The sequence below is a fragment of the Simiduia litorea genome, assembly GCF_042853465.1.
GTDB classification, from domain to species: Bacteria; Pseudomonadota; Gammaproteobacteria; order Pseudomonadales; family Cellvibrionaceae; genus Simiduia; species Simiduia litorea.
Genome location: NZ_AP031497.1, coordinates 3,827,572 through 3,848,208 on the forward strand (window position 1 = coordinate 3,827,572; position 20,637 = coordinate 3,848,208).

General features: G+C 48.5%; 13 protein-coding genes. 6 read left to right on the forward strand and 7 right to left on the reverse strand.

The annotated features are described in order from the left end of the window. Positions 1–70: 70 nt before the first annotated feature. From ACGHTT_RS16995 to ACGHTT_RS17005, 3 genes are read right to left on the reverse strand one after another with little or no spacing between them, the layout of a single operon-like run. Positions 71–2,482 (reverse strand): FtsX-like permease family protein, encoded by a 2,412-nt coding sequence (locus ACGHTT_RS16995; RefSeq protein ID WP_390592163.1) that lies wholly within the window; start codon positions 2,480–2,482, stop codon positions 71–73. Positions 2,483–2,523: 41 nt separating this feature from the next. After that, entirely contained in the window at positions 2,524–3,237 is a 714-nt protein-coding gene (locus ACGHTT_RS17000; protein ID WP_390592164.1) for an ABC transporter ATP-binding protein, read from the reverse strand. A gap of 46 nt (positions 3,238–3,283) precedes the next feature. Beyond that, positions 3,284–4,138, reverse strand: a complete 855-nt coding sequence (locus tag ACGHTT_RS17005) for a DUF2306 domain-containing protein (protein ID WP_390592166.1) — start codon at positions 4,136–4,138, stop codon at positions 3,284–3,286. 195 nt (positions 4,139–4,333) lie between these two features. Here ACGHTT_RS17005 and ACGHTT_RS17010 point away from each other — a divergent pair, with 195 nt between their 5' ends. The 3 genes from ACGHTT_RS17010 (at position 4,334) to ACGHTT_RS17020 (ending at position 9,156) form a co-directional block, all read left to right on the forward strand. Next, positions 4,334–5,734 (forward strand): sigma-54-dependent transcriptional regulator, encoded by a 1,401-nt coding sequence (locus ACGHTT_RS17010; protein WP_390592167.1) that lies wholly within the window; start codon positions 4,334–4,336, stop codon positions 5,732–5,734. Continuing rightward, positions 5,694–7,094: a sensor histidine kinase gene (locus tag ACGHTT_RS17015; RefSeq protein ID WP_390592168.1), complete on the forward strand. Its 1,401-nt coding sequence runs from the start codon at positions 5,694–5,696 to the stop codon at positions 7,092–7,094. The genes ACGHTT_RS17010 and ACGHTT_RS17015 overlap by 41 nt, the downstream gene beginning before the upstream one ends. Positions 7,095–7,566: 472 nt before the next feature. Beyond that, positions 7,567–9,156, forward strand: a complete 1,590-nt coding sequence (locus tag ACGHTT_RS17020) for an alpha/beta fold hydrolase (protein WP_390592169.1) — start codon at positions 7,567–7,569, stop codon at positions 9,154–9,156. Between the two features lie 114 nt (positions 9,157–9,270). Here ACGHTT_RS17020 and ACGHTT_RS17025 read toward each other — a convergent pair whose 3' ends face one another. Together ACGHTT_RS17025 and ACGHTT_RS17030 are read right to left on the reverse strand one after the other, a co-directional pair. Next, positions 9,271–12,306 carry a BspA family leucine-rich repeat surface protein gene (locus tag ACGHTT_RS17025; protein ID WP_390592170.1) on the reverse strand — a complete coding sequence of 1,012 codons (3,036 nt, stop codon included), beginning with the start codon at positions 12,304–12,306 and terminating at the stop codon, positions 9,271–9,273. Positions 12,307–12,666: 360 nt separating this feature from the next. Beyond that, a complete protein-coding gene (locus ACGHTT_RS17030; protein ID WP_390592171.1) occupies positions 12,667–13,383 on the reverse strand; it encodes a YopT-type cysteine protease domain-containing protein in 717 nt (238 codons plus the stop codon). 1,379 nt (positions 13,384–14,762) lie between these two features. Between ACGHTT_RS17030 and ACGHTT_RS17035 the strand changes: the two genes are divergently transcribed. Together ACGHTT_RS17035 and ACGHTT_RS17040 are read left to right on the forward strand one after the other, a co-directional pair. After that, on the forward strand, positions 14,763–16,040 hold the full coding sequence (locus ACGHTT_RS17035; protein ID WP_390592172.1) for a polysaccharide lyase family 7 protein: 1,278 nt from the start codon (positions 14,763–14,765) through the stop codon (positions 16,038–16,040). Between the two features lie 606 nt (positions 16,041–16,646). After that, positions 16,647–17,543, forward strand: a complete 897-nt coding sequence (locus tag ACGHTT_RS17040; protein WP_390592173.1) for an SMP-30/gluconolactonase/LRE family protein — start codon at positions 16,647–16,649, stop codon at positions 17,541–17,543. Here the strand turns inward: ACGHTT_RS17040 and ACGHTT_RS17045 are convergent. Then, positions 17,521–18,417, reverse strand: a complete 897-nt coding sequence (locus ACGHTT_RS17045; protein WP_390592174.1) for a 2-dehydro-3-deoxygalactonokinase — start codon at positions 18,415–18,417, stop codon at positions 17,521–17,523. The two genes, ACGHTT_RS17040 and ACGHTT_RS17045, sit on opposite strands and share 23 nt — an antisense overlap. A 77-nt stretch (positions 18,418–18,494) precedes the next feature. Here ACGHTT_RS17045 and ACGHTT_RS17050 point away from each other — a divergent pair, with 77 nt between their 5' ends. Next, entirely contained in the window at positions 18,495–19,100 is a 606-nt protein-coding gene (locus ACGHTT_RS17050) for a GntR family transcriptional regulator (protein ID WP_390592175.1), read from the forward strand. An 80-nt stretch (positions 19,101–19,180) separates the two neighbouring features. Here ACGHTT_RS17050 and aldA read toward each other — a convergent pair whose 3' ends face one another. Continuing rightward, the gene (gene aldA, locus ACGHTT_RS17055; RefSeq protein ID WP_390592177.1) at positions 19,181–20,635 is read right to left on the reverse strand and encodes an aldehyde dehydrogenase; all 1,455 of its coding nucleotides are present in this window, start codon (positions 20,633–20,635) and stop codon (positions 19,181–19,183) included. Positions 20,636–20,637 lie beyond the last annotated feature (2 nt).

The window sequence follows — 20,637 nt, forward strand, 5'->3', positions numbered from 1 at the left end:
AACCCTAACCTGAGGCTGGGTCAACCAAAGTGCATTTATAGGTAATGCCTTTTCTCTTTGTAAACGTTTTTCAAACCCGTCGTAAACTGTACACCGCTGAACTGTTAGCAACAATCAACGCTTGGCAGGCCACAACTATTGCCGCGATAGATATAGCCACGCCGCCAGCCAACAGTGTCACCAGCCCAAGGAACGGCATCTGCTCGGGAAAGAACTTCAAATATTGGTGAGAAGAAATATACGCCAAGGGCAGCGCAATGCACAAAGAACTCAATACCGGCAACGCAAACTGACGCGCCAGCAGCCAAAAAATATCTACCCATGTGGCACCAAATACTTTGCGCAAACCCAACTCCTTTTCCCGTTGCCGGGCGGCGAATACCGCCAAGCCCAGCAAACCAATAACTGCCAAGAGCGCGGCAATACCTGCAAACAAGCTAATAACGTTACCGATCATGGTGGGGATTTTAAAGAAGCGATTAAAAAAGTGATCTAAAGGCTGCAAACTTATAGGGTCGGTCGGGAAATAGTCGCGCCAGAGAAGTTGCATATTCTTCACATCGGTCTCGTCAATAGGCGCTGTATATTTTATTGACCAATAGGGGTATGGCCTCGCCTTTATTGAAAAAGCCATCGGGCGCTTGCGCATGTGGACACCTAGAAAGTACTGCGTTGGTATAACACCGGTCACCAGATAATTGCGTAATATGCCGTCAATTTCAGCCTGATAGCGATAACCCATCGCATCGTCTATATCATTAAGCCCCAACACTTCCATAGCCATCTCATTGATCACCACCGGGATGTCATCAACATCTAGCGGCGCCACGCTATCCGTGGATTTTTGCAAAAAGGGAATACGATAATGGGAGAAAAAATTTGCGTCCACCTCACCGTGTAACATCTCTTCCTCCGTGCCCGGCAAAACGCTTGAGCCGCCCACCCGTAAATAGGGGACACTTTCGGCGCCCGTCATTCCCTCTACGCCAGGTAGCTTAAGCAACGCCTGCTGAAACGCGGATAACTTTTCTGGTAGATGTTCCTGCAGCCTTGGCGCTGTCATTTCTGACAGTATTATTGTGCGCTCGCGCCCGAACACGTCACTTAATGTTTGTAAGAAATTATTTTGCAACGCGATGACCGCAACCAGAGCCAGGATATAGGTCGCAATGGCAAACTGAGCTGCCACCAACAGCTGGCGCAACCTCGGCACCCGCCCTCGATCTACTAGCGTGCTATCAGCTAAACCTTTGCGCAGCGCATCACTGGCGCTGTACTTGGCCGCTTGTGCAGCAGGATACATACCCGCCACCAAACCCAACAATGCCACCAACACTATTAACTCAGGCACCAACCGAACATAATCGATAGCAACAGATTTACCACTCCAAGCATTAAAAAGCGGCACAATGATTTCCACTAAGCTAAATGCCAGCCACGTCGCTACGGCCACTAACAACACAGTTTCCAGCAACAATTGGCGCAATAATTGATGCGGTTTAGCGCCAAAGGTTTTGCGCAAGCCCCACTCTCTAGCGCGACTGGCGTGCTGTAAGCTGGCAAGATTGGCATAGTTCAAGGCCGCCGCTAACACCACCAACAAGCCCATTAAGGTTAGGGTTTCATTAACTGGAAAGCCGAGTGAATCCCACACTTGTGTATGATGGTATCGTAGCGGCCGAACATTAAGTGCAGAAATATAGGCGCGCTCTTTAGCATCGGCATGACGCTCAGCAACAGCGTTTACGCTTTGCTGCAGCGCCACAAGATCGGCATTATCTGGCAGCAATAGGTAAGTGAGATCGGTCGGCTGGAGCGATGTCCACTCGCCAGCGATGGTATATTCAGAGGTCGCTATCAAGGTTGATAGCGAGGTAAAGCTAGTCAGCTCAACATCTGGCATCAGGGAAGAATTAAAGTGGCTATCGGCACCCACATCGTCAAAAACAGCCACCACGCGCAGCGGCCAGCGTTGATCAAGCTGTAAAGTAAAACCCACAGCGTTCGTCGTTCCGAAGAACGTTCGAGCATGGCTAGCACTCAGTGCAACCGTAAAAGGCTTGATTAATTCTGCCGCGCCGCCATGCAGATAGTGAAAATCAAACAGCTCGGTAAAGCCATCATCGACAAAGCGCAAGCCGAGATGAAAAGCACCGGTGGGCGAATAAATCTTGCGGCGCTCAAACTTACTGCGCACCACGCGCAAAATTCCGGGCACCTCCGCTTGAAATAATGGCCCGTAGGCCATGCGAACGTTCGGGTACTGGCTGATGGGCTCGCCCGACGCTGCCGAGAATTGGCTACCAACGGTTACGATGTTGTCGCGTTTAGCAAACATATGGTCGTGATTCGTTTCATAGCGCACGAATAGAACACTAAACAGAAACACCGTTAAACCAACCCCTAAACCGGCCAGATTAATCACGCTAAAAAAACGATGCTTGCGCAAATTGCGCAATGCTAAGCGAAGATTAAGCCACATATTGTTCGCGCTTATCGACTGAGTAAGGTGATATCAAGGTGTTAACCTAGCGCCGGTATCGATAGGCGAGTGCTATCGGTGACTAAGGCGCCATCGTATAAGTGCACAATGCGGTTGGCGTAATCCGCGTGCAGCGCAGAGTGCGTCACCATCACGACAGTACTGCCCTGCCTATTGAGGTGCTGTAACATCGCCATGACTTCTCGCCCCTGAGCGCTGTCCAAATTACCGGTGGGTTCATCGGCAAGTATCAACGATTGCCCACCAACAAGCGCACGCGCGATTGCCACGCGCTGTTGCTGACCGCCGGATAACTCACTGGGGTAGTGATCGGCACGGTGTGCGAGTGCCACTTGATCCATGGCCTCTAACACCCGCTGCCTTCGAGTTTTGGCATTTAATTTTCGATACAGCAGCGCCAACTCAATATTTTCTGCAACGGTCAACTCATCGATTAGGTTAAAATTTTGAAAAATAAAACCTATGTGCTGCTTGCGTAAGTCGCTTAGCCCAGACTCGCGCAAACGCGATACATCACTGCCCATAAATTCATAGCGGCCGGCGCTGGGTCTGTCGATCAAACCCAAAATATTGAGTAAGGTCGTTTTACCGCAGCCCGATGGCCCCATGATCGCGACAAACTCACCCGTGCGCACCGTTAAGTCAATGGTATGTAACGCTTGGGTGCGCAAGCTGGACGCCTGATAAACCTTATCTACATCGGCTAGCATTAACAGCGTATCTGTATCAGGCATGCGGCGGTTCTCTCTCGCAAATAAAAGGCTAAGGCAAAGCCTAAAGTTACATGACTTTTGGCAACCACATAGCAACAGTTGCGGCGCCAACGCCAGCAGTGGTCAAGACGATGCACAACATGACCAGCCCAGTCATCGCATGCATCGCAACGGCAGACCCCTTTACCTTAACCCACTGGAAAAGCTCCAATATCAATAAGGGCACAAAGTATTGTGCAAAAACCAGTGTGTAGGGAAATGGGCCGGTGAAGTCGTCAAAATTAATACCCGCACCACCGGTTAATATCATCCATAGCATAAAAGTAATGCGGAAAAACCAAACCGCGCTCACTACCATAAATAAGCGCAAGGCCCAGCGTTGATGCTCAGCAAAACGTCGCTGCATAGCGCAATAGATGGCTAAGCCCGCAAAAGCGATAATCAACAGCGCGTTGAGACTAATGCCCCACCGCATCACGTCACCACCAACAGTGCCGCGGCCCCACACCAAAATCAACCCAGCGATGCTAGTAATAACGGCACCTAAAATATACACGCGCCCATTGATGCGATGAAATTTAGGCCAGCGCGAGCGCACCACCGGCATCAACTGCAAAGAGCCGCCCACGAGCACAACCACCGCCAACACAATGTGCGCCAGCATGGATAGATTGCCGAGCCAATCGCCAGCCACATAGGCGTTTTTACTTTCAACGCTCCACCCAGCCAAACCATTTTCGAGCAACATGCCACCGTAGTGAAGCACCACATAAGCGACAAAAATCCACTGCCCTAGAAAGGCAACAGCAAACCAAGCGCGCCCCGTAAAACTGAGTAATTTTTTTTGCCATAGCGTCGGCGCGCCAACAACCGCTACGTCTCTATGAGCTGGGTTCCGATTCTGTACCGCATCTAACAACATGAGCCATGTCCTTATTTATGGGATATATAGCCATGCTTTGCAAACCAGAGGCCAACTCGTAACCCACTGTTTTTTAAGAGCAAAATGTAAATAGCTTTTAGGTGGCGCGCCCATGTGTTCGAAAATGAACACTGAAAGCTGTGTTAAACCGAGCGAACCTGTACGATACCGAACACCTAGGGAGGATTTAACACCGTGAACAATACCTGCATATTGGTGGTCGACGATGACCAAGACATCCTTACCGCCGCTAGGCTGTTACTGAAACGTCAGGTCGACAAGGTCATCACCACCGATCGTCCGGCACAAATCCCTGATTTGCTAGCGGCACACCGGTTCGATGCAATTTTATTGGATATGAATTTTTCGCCTGGCGAGAGCGACGGTAAGCAGGGTTTTATCTGGCTGAAAAAAATTCTCGCACGAGACCCACACGCGGTTGTCATCATGATTACCGCCCACGGCGATATCAATACCGCCGTGCAGGCGGTTAAAGAAGGTGCCACAGACTTTATTGCCAAGCCTTGGCAAAATGAAAAAGTCATCGCCACGCTGTCTGCAGCCGTGCGCCTACATCAAAGTTTAAGTGAAGCGGATCACTATAAACAAAGCCATCGCGCACTGGTGCAGGCCCAGCAGACCAGCGATCACATGCTCGGCCAATCATCCGGCATGAAGCAATTGCGTTCGTTGATTGCCCGCGTCGCGCCAACCGATGCCAATGTGTTGATCTTGGGCGAAAACGGAACCGGCAAGGAGCTGGTTGCACGCGCTTTACACCAGCAAAGCTTACGCGCTCAACAAGTCTTTATGGCGGTCGATTTGGGCGCTGTGTCTGAGAACCTGTTTGAATCGGAATTATTCGGCCATAAGAAAGGTGCCTTCACCGGCGCTCACACGGATCGTATTGGTCGCCTTGTTGCCGCACAGGGCGGCACGCTGTTTTTAGATGAAATTGGCAACCTGCCTTTACCACTGCAAGCCAAATTATTAACGGTGCTGGAAAAACGGCAGGTCACCCCTGTCGGAGGCAACACGCCAGTTGCCATAGATGTGCGCGTCATTTCAGCCACCAACCTTAGCCACAGCGACTTAGCCAACGAAGCAAAATTTCGACAAGATCTCTTCTTTAGGCTCAACACCGTAGAGATCAAGGTGCTACCGCTGCGCCAGCGCGCAGAGGACATTTCCTTAATTGCCGATCATTATGCGCAACTTTATGCGCGCAAGTACCGTAAACATAATCGCCAGCTCTCAGATCAGGCCAACGCGCTCGCTCGACAACACCCTTGGCCAGGTAATGTACGCGCCTTGCGCCACGCCATCGAGCGCGCGGTCATTCTTGCGGAGGGGCAACACTTAGAGGCGGCAGACTTACAACTCACAGAGGCAAGCCACCTGCCAGCTAACGAACCACCGGCAGCAGGAGAGACACCTGCGCTGCCCGAGGAAGAGGATTTAGATCTCGAACGCATGGAACAGACATTGGTGCAGAAGGCGTTGAGTAAGCATCACTACAATATTAGTCAGGCAGCGAAAGCACTAGGTTTAACCCGTGCCGCCCTCTATCGACGGATGGAAAAATATGGCCTCTAACACACCAAGCGCTAGGCTCTTCCCGCTTAGCGTCAGGCTCAGAGTCGTCCTGCTGGCGCTCACCCTATGCTTAGGGTTGTGGCTTTGGCAGCTGCCGGGTTATTGGGGCGCAACCGGATTTGCCTTCGCGCTAAGCCTCTGGCAACTAGGGCGGCTCGAACAATCTATCAGCCAAGAGCGCCAGCGTTTTCAGCAGTTTCTCGTTGCCCTCAAGCAAGGTAGCAGCAACGACTTTATTGTCCAGAGTTACGCCCCACCCGACGACATGCTCGAAGCCTATCAACAGGTGAGCCATGCCCTGAACGCGCAAAAAACCGATCAAGCCACACAGCTCCGCTATTATCAAACTTTGGTAGAAAGTAGCCCGGTGCCGCTTTTTTCTCTCGCCGAAGACAACCACATCCGCTTGCACAACCACGCGGCTCGGCATCTATTACCCAATCTGACGCGCTGCCAAGAACTCAAACAATTTGGCCTCCCGTTCGCCACCAACATCACCGCATTACAGCCCGGTGAACGCCAGCTACTGCTGTTTAATGATGGCACTGAGCAGCGACAATTGATGGCGCAAATGACATGCCTAACGACTGGCCAAGGGTCGGAAAAGCTATTCAGTTTGCTCGACATTCAACGCGAACTGGAAACAGCTCAGCTGCAAGCTTGGCAAGATCTCGTGCGTGTGCTCACCCATGAAATGATGAATAGCATCACGCCCATCGCCTCGCTAGCAAAAACCGCACACAACTTAGCGCAGCATATGCAGGCGACTGTGCCGACGCCCGACGAGGATCTACGCGACCTACAGGACGCCACCGCGACAGTCGCCCGACGCGCCGACGGCTTGATGCAATTTGTGCAACGCTACCGAAGCCTCACACTTTTGCCGGAACCTAAAATTCAAACCTTTAGCGTGCTGGATTTATTTCAACGTTGCCTATCAATCTTTCAACCCATGCACACTTCACAGCACATAACCTGCGCCATAGAGTGCCAACCGAAGAACCTAACGCTAGCAGCAGATCCACATTTGCTTGAACAAGTGATTATCAATTTACTGCGCAATGCCCAACAGGCGCTGGAACAAAGTGAGGTCAAGCCCGGCGCTATTCGCATGCAGGCCAGCATCAACAACAAACACGAGCTTACGCTAAGCCTTAGCGATAACGGTCCAGGGCTTGAAAGTACTAAGTTGAGCGATATCTTTCTGCCGTTTTACACCACCAAACCACAAGGTGCAGGTATAGGCCTAGCATTGGCACGACAAATCATGACTGTGCACGGAGGCAGCATTACGGCGAGCAACACGGCAGAAGGCGGCGCGAAGTTTACGCTGACTTTTTATGGCCAGAAATCCATATAACCATTTAACGTTGTGCAACAGGTAAAAGTAGAGATAAAGCCATGGAACACTGGAAATAATAAATCTATTTTTCCCTTTTTTAAAAAACAAAATTAGCGCTAAGCAACCACAAAAGGCGATAAAACCATACTCAGGTATAGGCGCATGATGGTATGGATATTGTCAAACTAACGGTATTCAGCAAGGAACGCTAAAAAGGGAGAAATAACGCTGCGACAGGCAATTACTGTAAAATTTGCTAGGTGAAACCTCGCATTACACTGTTGTATAGCACTTTTACTTAGCGCCCAGAAATTAACTGACCAACCTTATCTCCGGGGGAAAGCTAGGCATGAACACCCACTAACCATCAGACAGAACGAACAGCTTGTGCCCAGATAGTGATGAGCATCGGCAACTGAAGGAACGAATTCACTGTGACAAGAATCCATGACCATACCGCTGCAACAACAGTAAATAGGCATTCCTAGCGATGAACATCACCATTAAAACCCTTGGCGAGTTTCGACTGTTTAAAAACAACGAAGAAATATCATTACCAAAATCGAAACGATCGAGAGCCCTACTCGCCTTTCTTGCCATGACTGCCAGACCTCATAGACGAGATAGACTCTGCGAAATATTTTGGGAAATACCCAATGATCCACGCGGCGCTCTGCGTTGGTCGCTGAGTAAAATTCGCCCTTTAATCAATGACACCACAACGGAAAGACTTATCGCCGATAGAGAGCGTGTTGCCTTATTAACGCCAGACATTGAACTTGACATACATGTCATGGATAAAAAAATTAGTGAACATACTTTGTCCATCGATGAAATTAAAACCCTATTAAAGCAACTGGAAGAACCATTCTTAATGGGCATAGATCTTCCAAGCCAAAGCCTTTTCCAACGCTGGCTCGAATCAGAGCGTCATGAAATCAATAAAATGTACGGCAGAGCTCTAGCCAAACTATCGCTACACCCAAATCTGACACCTCACGAAAAGCTAAATTGGCTTAAATTGTGGCTAGACCATGAACCCTATAACACTAAGGCTGCGACGATATTGTTAAACCAGTTAAAATTTCTAGATGAGCTATCGGCATTTGAGAAAACATCTGCAGAACTTAGCTTAAGATTCAAAAACGCAGGCATGAGTTGGCCCATAAAAATTGATAACAATATAGAGGTCAGCGCGAACGAAAAGAGTCAAACACCGTCCGCCCACGAATTGCTCAATCGCCAGAAAATTAAGTTTTGCTCAACCAAAGACGGCGTGCGTATCGCCTACGCCTCGGTCGGACAAGGCTACCCAATAGTAAAAGCTGCAAACTGGCTTAGCCATTTGGAACACGACTGGGACGCTCCAATTTGGAGTCCGCTATTTCGTGACCTAGCCACTGACCATCATTTTTTACGCTACGATGAGCGCGGTAACGGCCTATCTGACTGGGACGTAAAAGACATTTCATTCAACGCCTTTGTAGAAGACCTCGAAACGGTCGTTGCCACCAGTAAACTGGAAAAATTTGCCCTATTGGGAATATCGCAAGGCGCCTCAGTATCCATTGAATACGCTATTAAACACCCAGAAAGAGTAAGCCATCTCATTCTTTTCGGTGGCTATGCAGCCGGCTGGCGCATTGATTCCAGTGAAGAGCAGATGCGAGAAAGAGAAGCTATTTTAACCTTAACGGAAGTCGGCTGGGGGCAAAGTAACCCAGCCTATCGGCAAATTTTCTCGTCAACCTTCCTGCCAAATGCGGAAAAAGCAGAACTAGACTGGTTTAATGAATTTCAGCGGTTAACCACCTCGCCCACTAACGCCGTTAGGTTTTTATCGGCTTTTGGTGATATTGATGTGCGCCAACAACTGGGGAAAATATCAGTGCCTACACTGGTCATCCACTCTTTAGGGGATCAACGCATTCCTGCTAGTGTCGGCCGAGATATTGCTTCACGTATTCCCAATGCTGAGTTCGTAGGTCTTGAAAGCGAAGGGCATTTATTGCTGGGCAGGGAGCCTGCATCGAAGATATTTGTTGATACGGTTAGAGAGTTTATCGCGAAGAACAGCTAGCTGTAAAAGCACGAACATCAATAGCACGAAAATCCGAATGATAACTGGCTGTTGCTCAATATCCACCTGAGCAACAGCCAGCGATAAACTTAAAACCTCAATGCCTTGTAGTTATTAAGGTGCTGTCGTCACTTGCCCACCATCGGAGATTACCCAACCGAAGTCGTTAACGAGCTTATCCTTAGCGGCTTGTGATTCGGGTGAAAAAGTAGTGCTCCCTGCACTAAATTTAATCCCGGAAACAAGAGAATCTAACTGGCTCCAAGCCGTTAGTATTGCGTCGTAGTTTGGTGTAGAAAGTGCTCCTGCAGTAAACATTTCATCCATGTCGCGGACCTTTGACACATTCCATTGGCTAATATCTTGATCAAATGCATTGGTCTGTCTGAACATTCTGGACATATTGGTGACATTTGATACATCCCAGCCACCGATATCCGCGTTGAACGCATCCGCATCGAAAAACATGTCATTCATGGTTGTCACTCTGGAAACCTCCCAATTACCAATATCCTGATTGAACACCCTATTTTCTCTGAACATCTTCTGCATATTGATGACATTTGAGACATTCCAAGCGCTAATGTCCTGATTAAACAGGGCGGTATTTTCGAACATACTTGTCATGAAGCGGACGCTCGATACATCCCATACACCTATGTTTTGATTAAATTTGTCAGCATTTTCAAACATTGAACTCATGCTGGTGACTTTTGATACGTTCCAACTGCCAATGTCCTGGTTAAATGTGAATGCATTCTTAAACATGGAGTTCATACTGGTAACGTTCGATACATCCCAGTTGCCGATATCCTGATTAAATGAACCGTTGGAGAAAGCGGAGGCCATATTTTTCACATTCGACACATCCCAATTGCTGATGTCTGTATTGAACTTGTCCGCGCCGGAAAATATGTTGGAAATATCGGTTACCGAGGAGACATTCCAATTGTTCATCTCGCCCGACAAGTTGTCGGCATTGGTGAACATAGACGCCATACTTTTAACAAATGTCAGATCCGGGCTTTCAAGATCATTAATAACGAGATTGACGCAATTGAAAAACGCCTGCTTCATAGACAACCAAGAACGCTGACCCCACTGTTCTACAGCGAGCAGTTTTGGCGAATCAGTAAGGCTGGCATCGAAAGTGTTGATAAAAAATGGCTGTGGAAATTTGCCGGTAATTGAAACCACGTATTCTCCGGCGACAGCATAGGTATGGGTAATATCGGCGGTGATATTGTTATCAACATTCCCATCCCCCCAGTCCACGCTAAAGTCATAATCAAAATCTGGCGAAACTTTGATGGTAATTTGATCATCCGCGCTGGCACCAGGGTTATCCGTTTTCCAGCGAGTAATAAAAGGTGTTTCTTGCAAAATGGTGATGTCGATAGTTGAGCTGGTGCTGCCTACCTTGTTGGTGGTGGTAATGTTGGCTTGTGTAGGCGCTTGCGCAGCCACTGGGGTGCCTACAATTTCACAGCTACTGCCATCGCTGGTCACCTGAACGCTCAAGCCTGCCGGTAAGTCGCTGGATGCGCATAGATCAGCGTTACCACCCTTGTTATTTATCGAAAATATCACTTCATTATTGGTGTAGGCAGTCATTGATACTGCTTCAAGCTCGGCTAGTACGAGCAGCCCGCCATCCTCGATAGTCCAACCAAATGCATCGGTTAGTAGGTTGCGGGCATCTTGTGCTTCTGCGCTGAATTGTGCGGAACCAGCCCCGAAATTAACATTTGGCTGAACGCCCTGCGCTGCCCATCCGATAAGCAATGAATTGTAGTTTTCAAGGGATAGCACATTGCCTTCGAGCATTTCCGACATGTTCGTTACGCTTGAAATATCCCAGCCACCGATATTTTGGTCAAAGCTAGTCGCGTTCCTGAACATAGATTCCATATTCAATGCGCTGGATACATTCCAAATTTCGATACTCTGATTAAAGTCATCGGTGAAGGCGAACATGCTAGAAAAATCTGTGACACGCGATACATCCCACTGGTTTATTTCAGCGTTGAATCTTTTTGCGTCTGAGAACATGCCCTGCATGTTTTCCACATTCGATACGTTCCAGGCACTGATGTCAGCATTGAAGCTGCTAGCTCCGGTGAACATACGGCGCATGTTTGTCACATTCGATACGTTCCACGCGCTGATGTCTGCATTGAAGCTCCTCGCACCCAAGAACATACCGCTCATGTTTGTCACATTCGATAGGTTCCAGGCGCTGAGGTCGCCGTTAAAGCCATTTACCCCAAGGAACATGTCACTCATATCACTGACGTGGGATACATCCCAGGCGCTGATGTCACTGTTGAAATCGCTTGCGCCAAAGAACATCATTCTCATGCTCTCAACACGAGAAAAATCGGGTAGCTGAGTGTCGTTGATCACCAAATTTTTACAAAATAGGAATGCTTGTTCCATCGAAAGCCATGGGCGGTTGCCCCACTGCTCTACAGAGAGCAGCTTACTCGAGTCGGATAAAAGAGCCTCTCCCTCTCCAACAAGCGTAAAAAACGGTTGCGGAAAGTCTCCGGTGATAGCGACAGTGTACTCACCTGACGTGGCGTAAGTGTGGGTAATATCGCCGGTTACATTCTCATCAGTGTTGCCGTCACCCCAATCAACGGTGTAGTCGTAGCTGAACGCCGGTGATGTGGATAAAGTAATTTGATTGTCCTCACTTGCGCCGAAGGCATTATCGGTCTTCCACCGGGTGATAAAGGGCGTGGGCTCATCGACTTGAATAGAGCCAACCGCAGTCGCGCTGCCGCTGGCGTTTGTCGCGGTTACGCTAAAGTTTGTGGCTGCCTGTACAAGACTTGCAACACCGGTGAGTTCGCAAGTACTGCCGCCTGCTGAGATGACCACGGCAATATCCTGCGGCAAACCTTCGGCAGTACACGCCGTAAGCTCACCACCACCGGTATTTGTCAACGAGATAGATTCAACAATCGCATTAACGACAAAAACTTGCGCAGCCAAATCAGCAAGCACGGGCAGCGCTACAGCAGGAGGTGGATTCACCGCTGGCCCATCGCCACCATTACCACCTCCACCGCCGCCTCCACAGGCGGCAAGCACTAAGGCAAAAAGAAAAATCGTTGCGTTTCCGAGTAATCTGAATTGTTTCATAAATATCCCTGCGACATGGTATTTTTTGGCTAACATGGTTTGTGGGTTCACCAAGCTAAACGATCTATTAGAATTAACTGCAATAATCGGCTGCAAGTTAACCCAACACCGTGTGCACGAGCGTGGTAATTAGCGTGGTTTTTTGTGAATTCGAATATTTACGACTGAATTTCGCTAGCACGAAAGGCAGGGACGGAGAGAGGGAAACATAAGCAATGCGCCTGACTTATTGTTCGCCACAAGAGTTTTAGGGCCAACGCCCAATCCTTCTTGATAGGCGGTGCGCCTTCGCCAGCAGCCTTAGAAGAAAGTCAATTTTCCAAAAAAATGCCCACATAACGTGGGCAAAGAACTTGACAGCTAAACTCTCTTCCCACATGGAATGATATCGAAATAGCGATCATATTTTACCAGGCTATTTCTATAATACTTGCGATAAAATGCTTGAAAGAAGAGAAAAAACATCTCTTTATCTTCGAACCAAAACTCCCCATAGTTGGGGTCAAAAAAGGCGGCGTCTTCGCCACGCCCACCCATCCAAGCAGCGACAGCATGCCCCGCTCTAAAGCGATAGGCCTTGCCACCGAAACTTATTCTCAAATAACAATCTCTGTGCTTTTTCATGTTATCGACAATCATTTCCTGAATATCGTACATGGGGACATCAACGCTGTGACACGAATCCTTCAGCGCTCGATGCCCAGCGTCATTCAGGATTTCATAAGGAGCAGGCGCCTTTTGAATTCGCCCCCGGGTTATCACGCCATGCTCACTTAAATACCGCGTCAGCATTACTTCTTGTTGATACCCATTGCCGCCACTCGCACTGGCATGAAGCTTGGCTACAGGTCTGATACCAGCAAGCCTGAGCGATTGGCCCGCAACACCACCAAGTTGCGTCACAAGTGAACGACCATTAACGTGCTCTTTTATCCATTCCGTTGCCAGGCCTGCACATATTCCCCAACGAGTTTTGGAGTCAAAGATCGTAACCCGAGTCACGGCCATAGACGTTTGTTTGAAGTTCCACGTGTGATACCCTCCATAGCCTTCTACTAGTGATTTCAAGCTCGGCATACATCCTCCTTTTAATTCTCAGTTAAATAATTAATAGCGCTATAGATATTACGGAGAGTTGGCAAGTAAAGTTTCACCAAATCACAATCTTTACAAACTAAGCCATGCTTAACTGGCGAGCCAGCTGGCTACTCGAGCCTCAGCTTCAGACCTTGCACGCGATGTGGGCTATCAAAAAAAACAAAAAATTCTTACCTTTCCGATTGATCTATTTTTTCAAAAAGACGCCTGCGACATGGCATTTTGTGGCTAACATAGTTTTATGGGCCACCAAGTTGGGCGAGCCACTAGAATTAACTGCAAAAGTCATCTGTAAAGTAAACCAGCACCGTGTGCACAAGCGTGGTAATTACCGTCGTTTCTTACGAGTTTGGGTATTCATTATTACATTGCGCCACGGAATAGGTGGCGGACAGAATTAAGGCGCGTAGCTATTTTATTTCGCTCGCAAAAAGAAACGGCCGAATCATGCAAATAGTATTCTAGAAAAACCTCGATGGCTTTCAGGCCTTGCGATACCTAAGCCGGCTCACTGGGCAATGTCATAAACTGAGCGCATAGACATGCTATCAACGCTGCACATAGGGTGCAGAAAAAGCGTCGCAAAGAACAAAACGACAATGATTAACACTTAACATTCCCGCACTTGAAACACACATCAAATTGACGCCATCAGATGGAACATCTCATCGCAACCACATGCCACCCCAAGGCTTTTACAGTGCGGCACCTGGCCCTTAATAACTTAGGCTGAATACACAGCCTTTTAATCCCGATCCAACACCAAACAACAGCCAACCTATCTGATCAAAATAAAATGACGACAAAAGGTTTCACACACCAAGATATCAGACATTAAAACACCGAAAAATAAACACTTAATGGTACGAATGCGCCAAAACATATCCCGACTTTTATTTAGATAAAGATAAAAACCCAATAAATACCGATCATTAATATATTGTTTTACAAGGATTAATCGAGAAAACAGCAAAACCATCAATAAAAATTGGTTAACCAATTGTCATTTGGTGCATGAAATATTTGTCTATTTTTCGAAACAAAACTACTATCGATAGCAATCCGAATAATTATTGGGCGCCCAGAATATAAAAACAAGCGCCCACCCGCATACCAACCCACAAGGTGTGCGTCACAATTTCAGAAGTACCTGATGTCCCGTATACCTGGCCAGTTTACGGAGAGGGTGAAAACCGAGGTAGCGTGGCCATTCTAATAATCACAATACCTGCCAGCTCGTCACTCGCTAGGCAGCACAACGAGTAACAATAATGAAAATAATGAAACCCACAGCAATGAAACCCACTCAACGCAGCCACTCTGGCATCGCCGCTCATTAATCATCAGGGAGATTCGATATGAACTATAAAAACTTATTCGCCCTACTGGCGATTTCAGCCTTCGCATCGGCCGCAAATGCAGCAACATTTGTGATCGAAAAATACGGTACTGGCTACTCCATTGACGGCAACGGTGGTGCCATTGAGGGCCAGCAAATTTACCTTTGGTCAACCAACACCAGCAACGCCAACCAAAAATGGGTACAGCTCGATCGTGGTAACGGTTACTACGCCTATAAAAAAGAGGGCACTAACCTGTGCTGGGATGGCGGTAACGGTGGCTCAAAACGCCAAGCGATTACTTTACAAACCTGTGACACCAACGACTACAACCAGCATTTTTCCAAAGTAAAAATTTATGCGGGCACCGAAGTTTACCGCATCAAAAAACGCGGTGTTTCTTACTCTCTCGATGGCAATAATGGCGCTGCGAGTCGCCAAATGATCTACCTGTGGAACTCGTCGGATAGCAATGTTAATCAACACTGGGAATTTAAATCCGTCGCAGACAGCGGTAGCTCCGGCGGCGGCTCAGGCTCAGGCGGCTCATCTGGCACGGCGGAAATTCCGTCCGATCTCATGGACAATTGCAACCAGTGGAAAATCACCTACCCAAGTGGCGTGGAAGACAAAACCCTGTGCGGCGAGTACAACAACGAATACTTCTACGTTAACGACAACCGCGACGGCATTGTGTTTAAAGCACCCATCAGAAGCAACAACGGTTCGACGCCAAACTCAGACTACATTCGTTCAGAATTGCGTGAACGCACCACAACCGGCAGCTCGGATATCTACTGGACCACCAGTGGCACCCACGTTGTCTACGTTAAGCAGGCCATCACTCACCTGCCAATTGTAAAACCGCACTTAGTAGCCACGCAGATCCACGGCAACAAAGCGGATGGCATCGACGACGCCATGGTGCTTCGTCTCGAGAATAAGCATCTGTTCCTGAGCTTTAACGGTGGTGTGCTACGCAGCAACCTAACCATCAAAACCAACTACAACTTGGGCACAAAGCACGAAGTGATCTTCGAAGTTATCAATGGCAAACACTACGTTTATTACAGCGAAGACGGCAAGCTAGAAGCGGCTTACAAAGCGGGTAACGCGAGCAGCTACCTCGTCAAAGATGGCTCCAACACCTACGTAATGAACCGCAACTACGACCAGTCCTATTTCAAAATAGGTAACTACACCCAAAGCAACGCGGAAAAAGAAGGCAGCTACACCGGCAACGCCAATAATTACGGCGAAGTTGTGGTGTACGATTTCTGGGTAGATCACAAGTAGGTTAAGCGCTGTTTAAGCTTAATAAGCATAAAACGCCCCGCTTAACGGCTGGGCGTTTTTTATGTCCCTTGGTAAACATTTTGGGGGCATAATTTATAGCCCGTCTAAAAGCCTCCAAAAATTACAATCAGCTGAAATGCTATTGTGAGCTTTTTATAGTGCCTCGTTTTTCAGAACTAATCCGCCGCGCCTTTAGAAGCCCTACCCCTCGAATAAAAGCCAGATACCCCAGCCCTATACCGCGCCCGATACTGCTAGTAAAAAGCGCTATACATCACCGAATGAATTGCGAAAAATCAGGAGATTTTACTAGCGCATTACAATAAGGGCCGAGCTCATCCGGCTAAGGTGTGCTGCGGTAAAGCACAATCGATAAATGCAAGAGAGGCATCACTTTAAACAAAAGTGCGAGCAAATTAAAACTGACAAGCACGGGTTACAAATGGCGAACCGTCAAATCAAGCTGAATTACTCAGCAACCTACGCTTAAACCCCTGCGCACATATCGTAGCCTATACCCCGTGTGGTTTAGCAGAGATAGGATTGGTACCCTCCGCTATATTTTGTTAACATTTAACATATTATTTTCTACTGGACGTTAGCCCCGTGTATTTAATTGATGAAGTAGAAGTTCACAACGGCCTAGGTGAGTGCATCCTGTGGGACGATCGCGTCCAAAAGCTGTTATGGACTGATATGCCAGGCAAGCGCTTCTACCGCTATCATCCAGCCCAACGTCAACTGGAAAACTTTGCCCTACCCGAAGACCTGTGCTCCTTTGCCATGATTGAAAACAGTGATTGGCTATTAGCAGCATTTCAGAGCGGGCTTGCTCGCTACCAACCCGAGTCGGGTGCCATCGAATGGTTTTACCGGCTACCCGAAGGTGCGCCCCTGCGCTTAAACGACGGCCGCTGCGACGCGCACGGCCGCTTTTGGGTCGGCTCATTAATTGACCTGCCCAATTGTTTTTCTCCCAAACCTTCAGAGCAAGGCAAACTCTACCGTGTTGATCATTCAGGTTCTGTTTCCGAACACCTAGATCAGGTTAGGCTTTCCAATAGTTTGTGCTGGTCGCCCGATAACACGCGCTTGTATTTTTCTGACTCCACAAAAAAATGTATCGACTACTACGAATTTGATAGCGCAAAAGGTGAACTGGGTGCCGGCCGCACGTTAATCAATGTCGATCCAGCGTTTAATCCCGATGGCTCAGTAACCGATAAAGACGGCTATCTTTGGAATGCCTTATGGGGCAGCGGTAAAGTGATACGCGTATCGCCGCAAGGGCAAATAGACACCTCGCTAACCTTGCCGGTTTCACAACCCGCTTGTGTCACCTTTGCCGGCCCAAAACTGGATTGGCTCGTTGTCTCCACCGGCACCTATAGCCTCAGTGACGCACAACGCAAAGCACAAGCTTCGGCCGGCAATTTATTCATTTACCAAACCCCCTTCACCGGCAAACTTGAACATCGGTTTATTGACAAAATGTCGAAATAAGTTGCAAACCAGCCACGGACAATCCGTCGCCAGAATGCACTTGGGTTGGTATGCCGTAAAAATCACAAGCCTGCTGATATAAAGCCGATAATTGACCGTTGGCAATAATATGAACCCTACCTGCTAGCCACATTTGTTTTACTTCACACCCAATTAATAAGCCCGAGAGAAAAGCGTCAGACTGTGCCGCCGGCATTTGGCCTAAGAGCACTTTAGCGCGCGCACCAAACACAGCACTTAATAAGGGCTGCTCGCTGTTACTGGCCGCTAAACCCAAGGCAAAGCCTGCATTATCAACCTGCTCAGATTGACGTTTTAAGGTAGAGTGCTGCGTTAACAACGCGTACATCTCACCGGTAAATGCCGTTTGAAAGCGCTGAACAATCCCGTCATTAACCTGCGCCCACTTACTGTGCGTACCGGGCAAGCAAAGGGTAAAAGCGCCTTGCGTATAAGCTAAATCAGAGGCAAGCCAACCAAGCAATTGCGTTTCCTCTCCGCGCATGACATCGGCACTCGTTTGTGTATCGGATAACCCCGGCACCAGCCATACCTGCTTCAAGCCTGGAACATCTATTGATACCAAATGACTCGCTAATGCTTCTGCACCAGTTGGGCAAGCCTGATAACCTGCATTGGCCAAGCCTAAACCAGAGCCCGCCATACCGCACACGTACACACTGAGCTCAGCGGCCTCGGCGCAGAGCTGCTCCGCCTGTTCGCGTAAATACCCCGCTTGTTTCACTTTAGGCAGGCGAGAAACACCTTGATTGCTCGTCGTTTGAGCCACAATTGCCCCATCATTGGTCACCAAAAAAAGCCGAAAACTACTGGTTCCCCAATCGCAAAAAAGTTTCATATTTTCGTTCCGCATTGTAAACAATAAACAAGTAAGTTAACCTTTCAAAACCACTCACTGTCGGCTCCGCCGACCCTGCACATGGAAGCAACATGCAAGAGCACAAAATCGTTCCGATTCGAGATCAAATCGCAGACCAAATTCGATCCGATATTATCGCCGGTTCCCTTGCGCCCAACGAAAAACTCAACGAGCAATCTTTGGCCAACCGCTTCGGTGTTTCTCGTGGCCCAGTGCGCGACGTTTTACTGCAGCTCACCAAAGAAGGTCTGCTGGTATCCAAGAATAATTGCGGTATGTCGGTTAACGATGTACTAAGCCCCGCCTTGCAAACCTTAATGGTCGACATTCGCGTCAAGATTGAAGTATTCGCGCTACAAAGCCTGAAAGGCAAACTGACCGAAGCTGACTTCACCGATTTAGATGCCATCCTCGATCGCATTCAAGACGCCTTCGACGTGGAAGACTTTACCGAGGTGACCAAAGCCGATATCGACTTCCATCGCTACCTCGTGGCCAAGGCCGGCGGCCAAGAGCTGGTAAACTTATGGCTACCCATCGTGCTGCGCATGCGCATGAACTACAAACGTATTCGACAATCAAAAGATTGTGTGGACGAACATCGCGCTATTTCCGACGCCCTCAAAGCCAACAAGATCAAAGACGCCGTAGCGGCACTTAAAGCCAACATTAAATAAGGTTTAATTGGCAGCGCTGGTTAAAAGTAAATTCACAGCAAAAAAGCCCGGTAATTACCGGGCTTTTTTGTGTCGTTCAATTATACAAACTCTTTCATATAAACAGTTTTCTTTTCTAGGTATTGCTCGAGCCCATAGCGACCATCTTCACCGCCCATACCGCTCATTTTCCAGCCATTGTGAAAACCTTGATGCTGCTCGCCAATTCCGCGGTTCACATACACCTCGCCTACCTCCATTTCGGCAATAGCGCGCTGAATATCCTGGATATTTTGGCTGTACAAATACGCAGAAAGCCCATACTCGCTGTCATTGGTATAAGCGATAGCGTCATCGATGCTGTTAATTTTTACAATTGGAAGCACAGGCCCAAAGGTCTCTTCATGCACCAATACATTAGCTTGCGTAACGTTGGTAAGCACGGTGGGCTCATACCAATTGCCGCCTTCGAAGCCGGCTACCTCTGCCAACTTGCCGCCACACACAAGGGTTGCACCTTCGGCAACCGATTGCTTTACCAAAGCGTCAATATTTTCAATTTCGCGCTGATTGACCTTTGGCCCCATCTGGCTGGTTTCATCCAAAGGGTTACCCACTTTTATACGCTTCACGGCGGCGACGAATTTATCGACGAATGCATCGTGAATATCAGCGTGAACGTACAAGCGCTCGGCGCAGGTGCAAACCTGACCGCAGTTAGCAAAGCGCGCCCAAACCGCATCATCTACAGCGCGATCAAGGTCGGCATCCGCCATCACAATGAACGGGGCCTTGCCACCCAACTCCAACATAACGGGGGTTAAATGCTTGGCGCTGGCGTTGTGAATAATTTGCCCTGCACGGGTACTACCGGTCATGGTTATTAAGCGCGTAATGGGGCTTTCACACAAATGCTGCCCCACCACCGAACCTGTGCCGTTAACAATATTTAACACACCGGCCGGAATGCCAACGGCATTGGCTATTCGCCCAAGCTCCAAAGTTGCTAAGGGCGTTTCTTGCGTAGGCTTCACGACAATTGTGTTACCGGTAATTAGTGCTGGGCCAATTTTTCTACCGGCTAGCGCCAAGGGAAAATTCCAAGCCGTAATCGCTACCACGACGCCGCGCGGCATCTTGTGAATATAAATTTTTTCGCCTTCGTTATCCGACGCTAAGATATCGCCTTCAATCGTTAGCGCATTGTCGCAGGCATATTCAATAAATGTAGCAGTTGCCTCCACTTCACCGCGCGCGACTGATATTAATTTACCTTGCTCATGGACGAGTAACGTCGCCAAGCTCTCCGTCTCGGCGCGAATAGCCGCCGCGAAGTTACGCAAAATGCCTGCACGCTTACGCGCGGTTAATCTGGCCCAAGATTTTTGCGCTGCCTGTGCACTTTCTAAAGCCAGCTGCGCATCTTCGGCACAACCTTCTGGAATTTCACCAATGGCCTTACCCGTCGACGGGCTGTAGATAACAATTGTGCCAGCGGCTTTTGAAGGCACGTATTGGCCGCCGATGAAGTTCACATTATTTTGCACGGGTATCATAG